Source organism: Streptomyces sp. NPDC026575 (genome assembly GCF_055567415.1).
The window spans coordinates 39,014-52,799 of sequence record NZ_JBVHQM010000021.1 but is presented as its reverse complement, the minus strand read 5'-3'; the positions used below and the strand labels follow the sequence as shown (position 1 = coordinate 52,799).

General features: G+C 69.0%; 11 protein-coding genes and 3 pseudogenes. 9 read left to right on the top strand and 5 right to left on the bottom strand.

Going from position 1 to position 13,786, the window contains the following annotated elements; genetic code table 11:
- Positions 1-104 precede the first annotated feature (104 nt).
- Both ACZ4NB_RS27000 and ACZ4NB_RS26995 read right to left on the bottom strand, forming a co-directional pair.
- The gene (locus tag ACZ4NB_RS27000; RefSeq protein WP_467665515.1) at positions 105-1,253 is read right to left on the bottom strand and encodes a sugar ABC transporter permease; all 1,149 of its coding nucleotides are present in this window, start codon (positions 1,251-1,253) and stop codon (positions 105-107) included.
- Between the two features lie 65 nt (positions 1,254-1,318).
- A complete protein-coding gene (locus tag ACZ4NB_RS26995; protein WP_467665513.1) occupies positions 1,319-2,467 on the bottom strand; it encodes an MFS transporter in 1,149 nt (382 codons plus the stop codon).
- 474 nt (positions 2,468-2,941) lie between these two features.
- Between ACZ4NB_RS26995 and ACZ4NB_RS26990 the strand changes: the two genes are divergently transcribed.
- From ACZ4NB_RS26990 to ACZ4NB_RS26980, 3 genes are all read left to right on the top strand, one after another.
- On the top strand, positions 2,942-3,700 hold the full coding sequence (locus tag ACZ4NB_RS26990) for a hypothetical protein (RefSeq protein ID WP_467665511.1): 759 nt from the start codon (positions 2,942-2,944) through the stop codon (positions 3,698-3,700).
- Between the two features lie 202 nt (positions 3,701-3,902).
- The gene (locus ACZ4NB_RS26985) at positions 3,903-5,381 is read left to right on the top strand and encodes a PepSY-associated TM helix domain-containing protein (protein ID WP_467665509.1); all 1,479 of its coding nucleotides are present in this window, start codon (positions 3,903-3,905) and stop codon (positions 5,379-5,381) included.
- Between the two features lie 205 nt (positions 5,382-5,586).
- Entirely contained in the window at positions 5,587-5,691 is a 105-nt protein-coding gene (locus ACZ4NB_RS26980; RefSeq protein WP_467665507.1) for a PLDc N-terminal domain-containing protein, read from the top strand.
- 59 nt (positions 5,692-5,750) lie between these two features.
- Here the strand turns inward: ACZ4NB_RS26980 and ACZ4NB_RS26975 are convergent, their stop codons facing one another.
- A complete protein-coding gene (locus ACZ4NB_RS26975) occupies positions 5,751-7,322 on the bottom strand; it encodes a DUF5722 domain-containing protein (RefSeq protein WP_467665505.1) in 1,572 nt (523 codons plus the stop codon).
- Between the two features lie 71 nt (positions 7,323-7,393).
- Positions 7,394-8,626 (bottom strand): alpha/beta hydrolase family protein, encoded by a 1,233-nt coding sequence (locus ACZ4NB_RS26970; protein WP_467665503.1) that lies wholly within the window; start codon positions 8,624-8,626, stop codon positions 7,394-7,396.
- A 729-nt stretch (positions 8,627-9,355) separates the two neighbouring features.
- Between ACZ4NB_RS26970 and ACZ4NB_RS26965 the strand changes: the two genes are divergently transcribed.
- Together ACZ4NB_RS26965 and ACZ4NB_RS26960 are read left to right on the top strand one after the other, a co-directional pair.
- Positions 9,356-10,165 (top strand): papain-like cysteine protease family protein, encoded by an 810-nt coding sequence (locus ACZ4NB_RS26965; RefSeq protein ID WP_467665501.1) that lies wholly within the window; start codon positions 9,356-9,358, stop codon positions 10,163-10,165.
- A gap of 11 nt (positions 10,166-10,176) precedes the next feature.
- Positions 10,177-11,067, top strand: a complete 891-nt coding sequence (locus tag ACZ4NB_RS26960) for a hypothetical protein (protein ID WP_467665499.1) — start codon at positions 10,177-10,179, stop codon at positions 11,065-11,067.
- Positions 11,068-11,236: 169 nt separating this feature from the next.
- On the opposite strand, the pseudogene ACZ4NB_RS26955 reads toward ACZ4NB_RS26960, so the two are convergent.
- Positions 11,237-11,344, bottom strand: a pseudogene (locus tag ACZ4NB_RS26955) (NADP-dependent oxidoreductase); the annotation flags it as partial.
- On the opposite strand from ACZ4NB_RS26955, the pseudogene ACZ4NB_RS26950 reads away from it, so the two are divergent.
- The 4 genes and pseudogenes from ACZ4NB_RS26950 to ACZ4NB_RS26935 all read left to right on the top strand — a co-directional run.
- Positions 11,332-11,509 (top strand): annotated as a pseudogene (locus ACZ4NB_RS26950) (transposase); the annotation flags it as partial. The pseudogenes ACZ4NB_RS26955 and ACZ4NB_RS26950 sit on opposite strands and share 13 nt — an antisense overlap.
- A 195-nt stretch (positions 11,510-11,704) precedes the next feature.
- Positions 11,705-11,989 carry a hypothetical protein gene (locus ACZ4NB_RS26945; RefSeq protein ID WP_467665497.1) on the top strand — a complete coding sequence of 95 codons (285 nt, stop codon included), beginning with the start codon at positions 11,705-11,707 and terminating at the stop codon, positions 11,987-11,989.
- A gap of 516 nt (positions 11,990-12,505) precedes the next feature.
- Positions 12,506-12,733, top strand: a complete 228-nt coding sequence (locus tag ACZ4NB_RS26940) for a ferredoxin (protein WP_467665677.1) — start codon at positions 12,506-12,508, stop codon at positions 12,731-12,733.
- A pseudogene (locus tag ACZ4NB_RS26935) lies at positions 12,723-13,784 on the top strand (NAD(P)/FAD-dependent oxidoreductase). Before ACZ4NB_RS26940 ends, ACZ4NB_RS26935 begins: the two are co-directional and overlap by 11 nt.
- Positions 13,785-13,786: the final 2 nt, after the last annotated feature.

Sequence of the window (13,786 nt, the reverse complement as noted above, 5' to 3'; positions counted from 1 at the left end):
GTGGCGCCCACGGCGGGGGCAGAAGGTTTACGCCGCGGGCGCCGTACGTCGCGCGCGTCACGCATCGCGGGCATCACGAGTCGTGGCATCACGAGTCGTGGGCGTCAGACGTCGTGGGCCTCAACCAGCCCGGTGAGCAGAGCGAGCCCGAGGGCGAGAAAGAAGTCGCCCCACACCAACTCGTGCCGCACGGCGATGCCACGGTGGAGGTCGTAACAGCCGTTGAGCAGCATGCCGGGCGTCCCGCCGGCACCCTGCGCCGTCAGGTGCCCGGTGACCAGGTGCTCCAGGACCGCGGTGGCCCGCCCCCGCAGCCGTTCCGCCTCGGGCATCGTGGCGGCCGCCGCGAGCTTCAGCAGCGCGACCGCCTCGATCGCCGCCGCGGAGGTGTCCAAGGGGCCTTGAGGTGCCGTCACCTCGGCCGGCGGAACGAATACCTCCGGCGCCGCGGTTCCTTCGCCCGGCCCGAGCAATCTCCGGGCCCTCTCCACGTAGGAACCGCCGTCCGATCCGCCGTCCGATCCGCCGTCCGATCCGCCGTCCGATCCGCCGTCCAGGCACAGGGCCGCATCGGCAAGAGCCAGCAACAACCACGCCCGGCCCCGGCTCCAACCCGGCGCCGGCTGCGGGCAGCCCGCCCAGCGCCCCTCCGCGGTCCATTCCCACGCCGGCCGCAACGGCTCCTCGCCGCAGCACAGCGCAAGATGCCGGTCGAGATGGGACCGGGCGGCGCGACGCCCGCCGCCACCCCCGGTGGTCGCGAGCAGCGGCACCATGCCGGGAACCCCGTCCACCCGTGCCACCAAGCGAGCCCCACCGAAGGCGGCACCCCACGGCACGATCCCCAACTCCGCGTCAAACGCGTCATCACGGCATACGCGAGCCGCCCGACCGCGCAGGGCCACCGCGCCCGAATCCTCACCGCGCCCCGCGCCCAGCGCCGTCCCGTACCAGAAGATCAGCCCCCGGGTCGCCGTATCGGCATCCAGCCAACCGGCGAGCCGCCCGGTGCACTCGACCGCGCCCGCCCGGTCCCGTACCTCCCCGGAGTGCAGAGCCCGCAGCCACCGCAGCCCCGCCCAGAAGCCCCCGGTCCAGGACCCACGCGAGGTCGTCGTCCACCGCCCGGTATCCGGGTCCGCATACAGCGGGAAGCGGTCGCCGACCTCGGCGGCCGTGCCCGCAACACGCTCCAGGATGAGGTCGAGGGCCTCCTGCGCCCACGGCATCGGCACCCGCCCGGTAGCGGCCATGGTCCCGGCATCCGGTGTGGACCGAGAGCCCGGGGCAGACGCCGGCATGTTCCTCGACCGTGATGTCATCCCCGCACCCCGCCGCCTGCGGACCGACGTCGCTCCCGTATCGCCCACGCCGCCGCGACCGCGCACGCCCCCGCGAACTCCACTGCCACCAGCAGCCATCCCCGCCCGTACCCGGACGACTCCACCAGGGCACCGAACAACGGCGGACCGACCGCGAACCCTCCGAAGAAGCCCGCGGAGACCCATGCGGAGTCCTGCCCGGCACGACCGGGCGCCGCCCGCTGGATCACCAGCACCATCGAAACGGCGTTGCCCGCGACCGCGAACCCCCCGATCGCCACCGCCGACACCCACACCAGCACCGGGACGCGCAGCGCCGCGATCAGCAGCAGCCCGGCGATCACCGCGCCTCCCGCCAGAACCGCGGGCAGCACCACCGCCGTCCCGGGGCGCCCGGCGAGCCTCGACCACCCCATCCGCCCGGCGATCCCGGCCAGCCCCAGCACCGCCACCAGCACGCTCGCCGCTGTGGGAGCGATCCCGAGCCGCTGCACCCCGAACAGCGCCAGATACGTGTTCACGGACGCTATCCCGGCCCCGAGCAGCAGGGAGAACACCAGCAGCCACCCGACCACAGGCCCCGCCGACGAGGCGGCCTCCTCGCCCGCCTTCCCCGCCGCACGCCGAGCCGGCCCGGCAGGCGACGCCTCCGCCGGCAACACACGGGCCGCCCACATCGCAGTGGCCACGGCCGCGGCAGCGGCCACCCACACCGCAGCCCGCCATCCGACCCCGCTCGCCAGCGCGGCCAGCGGCAGCCCGGCGGCAAAGGCCCCCACCTGCACGCCCGACTGTTTCGTACCCGTCACCGCACCACGCCGCGCCACCGGCACGGCCGCCAATATCACCTTGTTGGTCGCCGGATTGGCCAGGGCCTGCGGAATCCCACCCACCGCGACCGCGGCCAGCAGCACCCCGTACACCCGGGCCGAAGCGATCAGCGCAAGCGCCACACCGACGAGCAGCAGCAGCGCGATCAGGCAGCGCCGCGGCCCCACCCGGTCCACCAGCCGCCCCGCCACCGGAGACAACACGGCGGCGGCCCCGAACCCCGCCGTCGTGGTCAGCCCCAACATGGCCCGGCTCATGTGCAGCTCCGCCACCAGCCGCGGACCGAGCGCCCCGACCAGGAACAACTGCAGCATGGAAAACGCCATTGCCGAGGTCAGCAACAGGGTCACGACGTTTCCCGCCCCGCGCTCAACTCTCCCCTCACCGGCACTCCCGGCAGCCGAAGGTGCCGAGGACGTCGGGGACGACCGATCTGCGTACACGCGCGCTCTCCCTCCACGCCGGACCACGCACCGCACGGGGCCCGCGGCAGAGAGTCGTACGAACACGCCCGCCGGTTCCCGCGCCCACTCGCCCCTTCCAGGTGCCGCATTCCCACCGTGGTGCGATGCGATCACCGCACCGGCGGAGGTCGTCGGGATGATCGCTCGGCTGCGCGCCGTCGCAGATGCCTGCGGAGGGCACGGGAGAAGTGCGCCTCGTCAGCCGGGACGGCATCGGCCAGGTGCGCCCCCCGACGACAGGGAAAGTTCCCGGCCATCGCTGTGGTGATATTCGGCCACCCCTGTGTCCGGCGCCGGCGCGGCCACTGTCATCATGTCGGCGCCATGCCTATCACCGCCGCGCTGCGCTATGTCCGGGCCGCGGTGTTCGCCGCGGTCTGTGTCGCGCTGTCCGCTACGGGACATGCCGTGATGTCCGGCCCGGTGTTGCCGGGGTGGGCGTATGCGGCGGCTGCGGCGGCCGTGATGGTGGGCGCGGCAGCCGCTGCAGGCCGGCAACGGTCCCTGCCGACCATTGCCGCCGGAATGCTCGCCGGCCAGGGCGGGCTGCATCTCTTTTTCACCTGGGCGCAAGAGACGGCAGCGCCCACTCGCTCCGCGCCCACGGCCGCAGACTGGGCGGACGTCCTGTTCTGCGGGCTCACCGGACCGGCGAACGCAGCGACACCTCTCGGCCGGTCGATGCGGCAGATCGTGCGGGAAGACGGCCTGCACTGGGACCATCTCCCCACCCACCTGCCGGCCGGCCCCATGAGCCCCCACGGCCATGGCGCCGAGGCGATGCACGGTATGCACCATGCCGGAATCGGCATGCTGGCGGCCCACCTCGCGGCAGGCTTGATCTGCGCCTGGTGGCTGCACCGCGGCGAACGCGCGGCCTTTGCACTGCTGAGGGCCCTTGCTGCCGCCGCCGACCGATCAGCGCACCGGCTGGTGACGCTCTTCGTCATCGGTGTAACGGCTCCCGTCGCGCACCGGGCGCCGTGCCCGGCACGACGGCCGGCGGTCGCCGTGCCGCCACAGCTGCCATTCGTCCGGCATACGGTCATCCGCCGCGGCCCACCGCTGTCTTTCTCGTACTGATCATCACCGCGTGTTTTCGCAGCCCCGGTAGGACAGGGCTGTGTCGGCCGTGCCCTGGCGCGGCGCGCGGCTTCACGGACGGTCCCGCAGGCCCGTCCGCTCTCCCGGCGGTCTCGCTCGTGTGCGCACCGCCCGGATTCCCCTTGTGATCACGCGTGGCCGGGGCTGCCCGAGCCCGCGCAACGATGGAAGACACCCCGCAATGACGCATGCCTCGAATCTGTCCGACGACAGACCGAAGACCGAGCCGGACAGCGGCACCGACCGCAAACGGCCCTCCCGCAACCAGCTCTACAAGACGCTGTGGCGCTGGCACTTCTACGTCGGCGTGCTGGTCACCCCGCTGCTCGTGCTGCTTGCCGTCACCGGCGGCATCTACCTGTTCAAACCCGCCTACGAGGACTGGGTCTACAAGGACCTGCGCACCGTCCATGCCGTCGACAACGCCGAGCCGGTGTCGCTGGCACAGCAGGTGGAGGCCGTCCGCAAGGCGAAGCCCGAGGCGACCATCCAGTCGGTGACCCCGCCCAGCGACCGCGGGCACAGCACGATGGTGACCCTCGCCGCCGAGGGCGGCGGCGAGTGGGCCCCGACGGTGTCGGTGTACGTGAATCCGTACGACGGCAAGGTGCTGGGGTCGGTCGACAACGGCAAGACCTTCATGCACACCGTCCGCGAACTCCACGGCAACCTGCTCTCAGGGACGGTCGGCGACCGCCTGATGGAGCTGACCGCGTCCTGGACTGCGATCCTGACCTTCACCGGCCTGTATCTGTGGTGGCGCAGCCGCCCGCGCCGCGGACGGAAGGGACGGCGGGGTCTGCGCCGCTGGCACGCCACGGCCGGCGCGGTTCTCTCCGTTTTCCTGCTGGCACTCATCGCCACCGGCCTGCCCTGGACCGGTGTCTGGGGCGAGCAACTGCAGAAGGTCATCACCGCGAGCAAGCAGCAGGCCCCGAGCGCCTGGGACTACAAGGTCTCCTCGACCGTGCCCTCGACTGCCGATCACCTCACGACCAACCCGGACACCGCCGTGCCCTGGGCGGCGGAGAAGCTCCGCGTGCCGACCTCGCAGTCGGCTGACGGTCACCAGGGGCACACCGGCCACACCGGCCACGACTCGGCAGCAGGCAGCCACGCGGCGCCGGGCAGTCTGTCCATCCAGCGGGCCGTCGCCATCTCCCGACAGGAGCGCGTACCCGGCCCCTTCACCGTCACCCTGCCGCAGGGGCCGAAGGGCGTTTACACGATCTCCGGCAAGTCCGAGGCAGACCCGGCCAAGCAGCGCACCCTCTTCCTCGACCAGTACTCCGGCAAGGTGCTGGCCTCCTACGGCTGGCCCCAGTACGGCCTCCTCTCCAAGCTGGTCGAAGAAGGCATCGCCCTGCACCAGGGCGAACGGTTCGGCCTCCCGAACCTCCTCGTCGCCTTGGGAACATGCCTCGCCGTCATCGGCATGGCCATCAGCGGAGTGGTGATGTGGTGGCGGCGCCGACCGGCCGGACGGGCCCTCGGCGCACCCCGCAGGGCCCATGACACCAAGGTCGCCCGCGCCGTCGCCCTGATCATGCTGGTCCTCGGAGTGGCCATGCCGCTGGCCGGCCTGTCCATGCTGCTCATCCTGCTCCTGGACTGGCTGCTCATCCGGCGGATCGCTCCACTGCGCCGCTTCTTCGGTTGAGCCACGGCCGAACGCCTGCAACCCCGCCGCTGGTCGGAGCGCGCACAAAACGCTCCGACCAGCGGCGGGCCCGTGACGGAGTCAGGATGCCGGGCAAGGACGCGGCGCGGGCGAACCTGCGCACGGCTCGCCGACGACGGCAAGAACGACGAGGACGGCGCAGAGCGGTACTGCAGGCCACCCGCAGGGCTCGGATGGATGGCGGATGAAGTTGGTGTGGCTGGTGTTCGCCTTCGTCGCGCCCTTCCTGGGCAGCCTGCTGTGGTTACTCATCGGCCGGCGCCGCCTCGCTCCGCGCCAGAACACCTGAATACTCTGCGTCAGCGGGCCGCATGGGCGCGCCGCGAGCCCCGGCCCTGCTGAGAGAGGTCAGGGGAACGCGTAGCCGAGCACGGCCTCTCTGGCGTGGCCTTCGCAGTCGGCAGCGCCGGAGACGAAGTGGTCTCCGTTGGAGGGGATGTAGCAGCGGTAGAGGGGGATGGACCCGCTCACCTGGCTGGTGTGGACGTAGCCGACGGGTCCCATGGGGAACTGGCCTTCGCAACCGGGGTCGCGGGTCAGCAATGTGTGGCCCCCCACCTTGCACTCGTAGAGCATGGCCGTCTCGTGCGCGTGGTGGCGCAGCAGCTTCCAGGTCTGTTGCTGGGTGAAGCCGGGTGGCAGCAGCCGGGAGGAGGTGATGTGTCCCCGGTCGGGGTGGTGGCCGCGGCGCAGCAGAGTGTAGGGAAGGTGCTCGAAGCCGCAGGAGAGTTGAGGTGTGGGCAGGTCGTTGCGGTTGGCCATTGCCCAGGTGGACCACGTGGGTTTGGCGGAGCCGTCCTGTCTGCGGAGGCCGAGCTTGAGACCGCCCTCGCCGGGGTCGTCCTGCATCCGGTGGTAGATGTAGCTCTCGATGCCCGGCGTGCCGAGCACATTGCGGAAGGCGTCGCACACGGCTGCGGCCTGCTGTGGCTCGCTGGACCCGTCTCCGGAGTTGATGCCGCTCTCGGTGAGCTGGATCGTCCAGGCGGAGGGCGTGTGCGGGAACTGCTGGCGTAGCCAGCCCACCACTACGCCGATGTTGCCGTGGGTGACCTTGGGGTAGTCGTCGGCGGAGAGGACGGCCTTGAACAGGTCCGGGGCGTAGGGGTGGTAGGCGACCCGCCAGTGGCGCGATCCCGCCCGGGCGGCCAGCCCCTTGAGCACGGTCATGCCGGACAGCGTCGCGTCGTTGCCGGATGGCTGGTCGTAGGCCGTGCCGAAGCGGTGGTCCAGTGAGGTCAGTACCTTGGCGGTGGGTTGCTGGGGGGTGATGCGGTCGTAGGCGGCGTTGTAGTTGGCGGCGATCTGGTCGAGCCATTGCCTGGTGTCGCAGGGCTTGCCTTTGCCGCAGCCGATGTTGAACCAGGTGTTGGTGTTGACCTCGTTGTCGATCACGAAGTCGGCGATCCGGCCGTGTCCGTGCAGGCCGTCGTAACGTTGGGCCAGCATCCCGGCGAACCGTCCGAAGTCGGCCGGATTGTTGGGCACGCAGAACACCTCGTAGCCGGGTGCGGGATCACATGGTCTGCCCTGGCGGGCCCAGGTGGGCGTGCCGTAGACGATGGCGGTGACCACCAGGCCCCGGTCGGTCCACTGCTTGATGGCCGAGTCCACCTCGGGCCGGATCGTGAAGCAGTGACCGTCGAATTCCTGCTCACCGGCGGCGCAGGGCGCTGTTGTGGCGCTGGGCTCCCAGGCCGCCCAGACGAGGTTCATGGACACGCCGCCGGCGTTGTTGCCGGCCATCTCGCCCTTGTCGGACCAGAAGTCCGGCTGGATGCCCTTGATGCGGTAGTCGGACCGCGTCGGGTACGGCAGCGCAGCCGTCTCGGCCCCGGCAGTGGGCTGGAGAGCCTCAGGAAGGACGAGGGCGGAGATGAGCAGCACGAGGGCCGCGAGATACCTGGCTGCTCTGGACACGATTCTCCTCATGCGGGGGGCCGCGACGTACCGTCGCTCTGTGCAGCGGCCGACGGCGGGCTCCCGTCGGTTCAGCGGATGAAGTCGACCTCTGGGTAATGGTGTGAGGGGCTGTCGAGCAGGTGGCTGTGCCGGTGGCGCAGATGCTTGTCGAAGAAGGCCGCGAGGTAGGTGCGTTGGACCTCAATGGAGCGGTTGGGGTCGATCGTGCCGAGTATCTGCTCCAGTTGCGGCGGGGCCAGCCCGAAGGCGCCAGGTGCCTGGGGAAAGAGGACCTGGTTGTCGACGAAGGAGTTGTGCCCGGAGCCGCGCAGTTTCAGGTCGAGCCGCTCGCCGTGCAGGTGCTTCCAGAACCGTGCCCAGCTGCGATCGCTGTTGCGGTTGTGGTGTTCGGAGCTGAACAGCATGAAGGGGCGGTCGAGCGGCTTGTCGACCGACGATCCGAAGAGCTGGCCGTCCAGGTTCGCGCCGGCGTCGATCCTGGAGTCCGCGTGCATGGCCGCGGCCACTGACCCTCCGCCGAGGGAAGCGCCGAACATCCCGATGTGTTTCGTGCTCGCGGCTTGGGTCAGCCCGTGGGGGAGCGGCCTGTGTTCCACATCGGGGTTGTGGCCGCGGGCGATCTTGCCCAGCTGGTCGATGACGAAGTGGGTGTCCGCTGCCCGGATGGCGATCGTGTGCCGCGATTTGGAACCTGGCGGCATCATGTTCACCTCATGCCGCCCGCCGGGGAACACCACATCGCCGGAATCGTGGGTGTGGTCGAGGGTGATGACCAAGTAGCCGCGGCTGGCCAAGTCCTGAACCAGTGCGGTCGACTGGCCCCGGTGCCCGTGCAGCCCGGGTGAGTACAGCAGTACCGGCAGCTTGCCTGCCCTGCGGTCAACCGGGGCGCCGGTGTGCCCGGCAGTGGTGGGCAGGGTCACCCCGCCCGGCAGGACCTGCTGGCTGACCGGCAGCTGTGCGGCGGGATAGTTGCCGGTATGCGTGGCCGGATACCACAGCGAGACCATCAGCTCGCGCTGCTGTCCGGGCATCCACGGATCCCTGCGTGACGCGTCGCGCAGGTGGAGGTCGACCGTTCCGACACGGTAGCGCCCGGTCGGGGCGGGGAGAGTCAGCTGGCCCGGGGCCGGCGGCGCGTCCAAAGCCGCTGCCTGGTGCGGGGATTGCGCCACGTCGTCCAGTGCAGCAGCCGCGGTCATGGGCGTACCGGTGCTCTTCTCGGCGGCGGCAGCCGACCCGACTCCGGCACTCAGGACGACGGCCAGTGCTCCTGTGGTGCCGGCGACCCGTGCGCCCAACCGGCTCTGGCGCCTTCGTGCATGTTTCCCCATGGGCGCTCCTTCTCCTGAGACGAACACCGCCTCAACGGCGATCAGTTGGCGCTCATCGTAATAGGTGATTCACCGCAGCAAAGCCCAAGGTGCTTGTTTATACGGAGAGTTCTTACTACCGCACAGTTGGCTGACCTTTCCACCTGCTATCAGAAACGCCAACCCGCACAGAAGAAGCCAACCGCCAGGTAACTGTCAGTATCAGGGCGGCATACTCAGTGCGACGTCGCAAATTACGCAAACATGTCCAAGTTCCTGTAATTCGTTGGGTCGCCGAGGGATCTTGAGGCATGGGCGACCCTGCACATTTCCCTAAACTCTCCAGTAGCTAAGGGGAGTTGACGGAGTGTCATTTGAACAAGCCGGTGAAGATGCTGTACTAATTCCCCTGCGCATTCCGAGTGTGACGGCCAGGGAGGCATCGCTGGTGTTCGCTGCCGTTCGCAGTGCGCGTGGCGTGAACATGCGCAGCGAAAGTAAGCGGCAACAGAGCGCGCACGCCAAAAGTGCCGACAGGTAGGTCCAGACCGCATTTCGTGAAACGCGCATCGGCTGCCCCATAGGGGCTTCGCCAGGTGACGACTCGGCGTACGCCGGCGTCATCCGCCCGGTGGCCGGGCAATACAATCCCCCACACCTCGAAAGAGTCCATATATGCGTCTTCCTCGCTTCAAAACGCTGTGGAGATCATTAACGGTGGTCGCGTTGATCGCGATCACCGCAGGGTTCCTGCTCAGCGGTGGCAACGCCAAGGCCGGTTCCGTGACCGGCACTGTGACCGGCGGTCAGGGCAGCTACCGCGGCATCAACGAAAGGTCATCGGCCAGCCTTTCCGCCCGCATCGTGGGTCAGGCCACAGTCGGCAGCAAGGTCTCGATGACCTGCCGCGTCCAGGGTGAGGCCGTGGAGAACGACCCTCGCTGGATCTGGTCGGACTCCGGGCACTTCTACATAGCCAACGCGTTCATCAAAGGAAACACCGACAACCTGCCGACCTGCTCGTCCCGGCATCCCGAGCCCAGCGGGCGCGTGGCCCTCAAGATAGACATGCAGAAGCAGGTTCAGGACCAGTGGTGCTGGGACGCCAGCGGTCTGACCATCGCCAAGTACTGGGGTTACAACAACTACAGCCAGCAGGACTTCTGCCGGCTTGCCGCCCAGAACGGCAACCTCAGCTGTGACAACCAGCCCGCCACCCTCGACGACGTGGCCAACGGTCTGTCCGGCATCGGTCTGAGCGACACCGGATACGGCCTCGACCGCAATGCCTCCTTCTCGGAGACGGGCAAGGAGATTGACGGCAAACGCCCTTTCGCCGTCCGTATCGGATGGAATTCCGGCGGCGGCCACATGAACGTCATCTACGGCTACGACCCGTCATCACAAATGATCGCGGTCGGTGACCCCTGGAAGACCACGCAGACCTACACCTGGTGGAACTACAACGACTACGTCAACAACTCAAGGTTCCAATGGACCCACTCCCGCATCGGGATACACAAGTAAGGCGGGCAGCAATGCGCAGCAAGAAGATTTCTCTACAGCAAAGTGCTACTCGTCTCGCCCTTACTCTCGGCGCGGCTACGACCCTGCTCTCCACCGCCCTGTGCGGCCCGGCACAGGCGGCCGATGGCCCGAGCGGCATTCCCGACTACGAGGGCGCACGGCAGGTGCTCAAGACCGCGCATGTGCACAACGCGGTCTCCCGATTCCTCGGCGCGACGGCGAACACAGGCGCCGACGGCGGCTCGGGTGCGGCGGCGCCGATGGCGCCTGGGTCACACAATGACCAGCAGGCATTGAGCTTCAAGGACCCGGTCGCGCTGTACGAGCTCGCACCCGAATTCGTCACCGGGAAAACGAAGCCCGCCGCGGGCAACGTCACACGGCTGTCGTACCTGGCCTCCCGGGCGAACGACGCCAGCGGGCACAAGGCCACGGTCCTGCTCTCCTCCACGGCCAAGAGCGGTGGCGGCAGCGGCGGTTGGCACCTGATGGGCGTGCGCGACGGCGACAGCGATCTCACCTACGGCAAACAGACCACGGACCACGCAAAGGTCTTCACCGAACCGCAGATCCACGCCTGGTACCGCCTGAAGAACAACACCGTCGAACCGCTCAACCGGGAAGCGGCCTCGGGGCTGGGAGGCAAGCGGACGGTGACGCTCGCCGCCTACCAGAAGCTGGTGCACAGCCGCTACGCGGACAAGATGCCGGGTTCCGCCTACGACCGCAAAGGACTGGCGGGCGGCTTCGGTCCGGCGTCCACGCCGTCCTCTCCGTCCACGCCGTCCTCTTCGTCCTCGGCTCCTCTGCAACTCGGCGCCTCGGCAGTGGTGGCGGTCGCGTTTGCCAGCGGCGTCATCGCCGTACGGCGCCGCAACCACAGGCGGCCGCAGGCTCGTTGATGGCCCACGCTGACCTGGGCGTTCCGCTGCGAAGCCCAGCCGAACCCCACTGAGGAGGATTCAGGCGCCGGATTCCCGCCCATGGGGTCCGGCGTCCCTCCCATGAAACACCGCTCCCTGTAGGACACTTCACCGACCGCATGCCGACGGCCATCGGTAGGGCTCAGGCGGGCGGCCGGCCGATCAGCGGGAACTCACCGACGCGCAGGCGCGCCTCCAGCGGGTTCAGCCCGATCGCCTGGACGCGGACAAGAACCTCGGTCGGGCATCGGCCCGGACAGCGCCGTCACCCTCCTGATCACGATGGGAGACAACCCCGAGCGGCTGCGCACCGAGGCGTCCTTCGCCGCGCTGTGCGGAGTCAGCCCCATCGCATACTCCTCGGGCCGCCGGAGCTCGCGCCGGCTCAACCACGGTGGGCGACCGACAGGCGAATGCCGCCCGCGAGGTTTTCAAGCTGGTCAGACCGGTATCGACCGGCCTCCTGTCATAGGGGCGCTCTCAACTTGTTCCTTATCTTCCGAGCTCGTCTGTGGAACTGGAAGCTGGACCTTGATCATCACCATCGATGCTTGACGGGCGAGCGTGAAGTCGCGTCACCGAAGGTTGGGGCAGGCCGCCGCGTGACCCGTGACCTGTGACGATCCATGGCGCGCTGACCTGGCAAGATGCCTGCATGGAAACTGGGTTCCCCTGGGGGTCTACACCAACCGTCGATCTCCGCCTGTGGCGTTCTGACGCCATCGTGCTGTTCGACTGGCTGATGAGCACCGACCTGAACGCCGTACCGATCACGCACCCGGCTCAGAAGCAGGCTCTCGCGGACCTGCTGGCACGTTTGGAAGAGGTGGACGTCATCGAGTCGACCGACGAAGAGATCGCCGCAGCCCAATCCGAGGTGGCCAAGAACATGGGTTGGTAGGGCGTCGGCAACAAACAAGCTGGGACGGAACTCGCTCGAAGTTCGTTGTCACAGGACCCCAAGACCGGCTCCGGCCGCATGCAGTTCGGATCCGCGCGGGACGAGCACGGGGTCGGTCCGCGGACTGGTGGGGCGAGGGTGTGCAGGTCGCCGAGCGGGTGGCGGCGTCCTACGCCTGGGTTCGCGCAAGGTGTGCTCGTCGTCTCTGCTCCCAGCATGGGGTGACACACCCAGAGGAGGCCGTTGCTGCGGAGGTCTCTCAGATCTGCTGCCGTGACGTCGTCCCGGTATCGGAGCCACTCGCTCACGCGGCGCCCCGGTCACCACGCGGCGCCCCGGTCACAAGGAGCGGACACCGGGGGGTTGACCAGCCGAGGCTCGCCCTGGACCCCTCGCGTTGCAGGTCAGCCTTAGAGGGGGCGATCCCGAAGATGAGGCATGCCACCAATCCTGTGAGCCGAGCGCAAGGACTGCGGAGCCGACGGCGACCGTGGCCCGGCAGAGAGCGTGTTTCAGCTGAGGCTTGTCGTCGATCTCAACCTGTGCCAGGGATTCGCACAGTGCGTCTTTCTCGCCCCGGACGTCTTCTCGCTCCACGGCGAGGAAGCACTGCTGTTCTCCCCTCGCTTCGACGAGGCACAGCGTGACCGGGTGGAGCAGGCAGCTGCCGCCTGCCCGGTCCAGGCCATCCTCGTCGACTACTCCGACGAGCCGACGGTGCGGGTCGAGCACCATGTCGGCTGACACTGACGTCGAGGTGCTGCGGCGTCAGGGCCGCATTGTCGTGGTCGGTGCCTCGCTGGCCGGTCTGCGCGCGGCGGAGACCCTGCGCGAGCAGGGCTTCACCGGATCCCTGACCATGATCGGCGACGAGCCGTACGAGCCCTACGACCGTCCGCCGCTGTCGAAGCAGGCACTGCTCGGGAGGGCACGGCCCGAGGACACCGCTCTACCGAGGCGGCGCCACATCGACGCCGAATGGCGGCTGGGCGTCGCCGCCGAGTGTCGCGGGTGCTGGTGATCGGCGCCGGCTTCACCGGCTCCGAGGTCGCCTCCGCCTGCCGGGAGCTGGGGCTTCAGGTCACGGTCGCTGAACGCGGCCCGGCACCGCTGGTGGGCGCGCTCGGCGGAGTGATCGGCGCGGGTCGCGGACCGGCTGCAGCGGAAGCACGGAGTCGACCTGCGCTGCGGCGTCAGCGTCACCGCCTTCGAGGGCGACGACGTGGGACGGCTGAGACGAGCCCATCTCTCCGACGGCTCGGCGATCGACGTGGCCGCCGGTGACGTCGCCCGCAGTCCCCACCCGCTGTTCGACTACCAGTTCCTGGCGCTGGAGCACTGGGGCAACGCGGTCGAACAGGCCGAGATCGCCGCCCACAACATGATCTGCGCGGGTCCGGACCGCCGCCCGCACCTGTGGCTGCCGATGTTCTGGTCCTCCCAGTTCGGCGTCAACATCAAGTCGGTGGGCGTTCCCTCGCTGGGCGACCAGCTGGTCGTCGCCCAGGGGACGCTCGCCGAGGAGCGGTTCGTGACGGTGTACGGCTACCGGGGCCGCGTCATCGCGGCGGCTGCATTCGACGGAGCCAAGTGGATGGGGTTCTACGAGCACCAGATCGCGTCCGGCGCGCCGTTCCCGCCGGAGTACCGCACAGTCGACCGCCGGACCGAGCCGCTGCAGCCGATCGACTCGGCCTTCCCCGACCCGCATCTGCCCACCCACGGGGCCACGGTCACGCTGACGGGTCACTCGCCGAGCGAGCGGCGTGTCTCGTTCGTTCCGGCACATGCCTGATC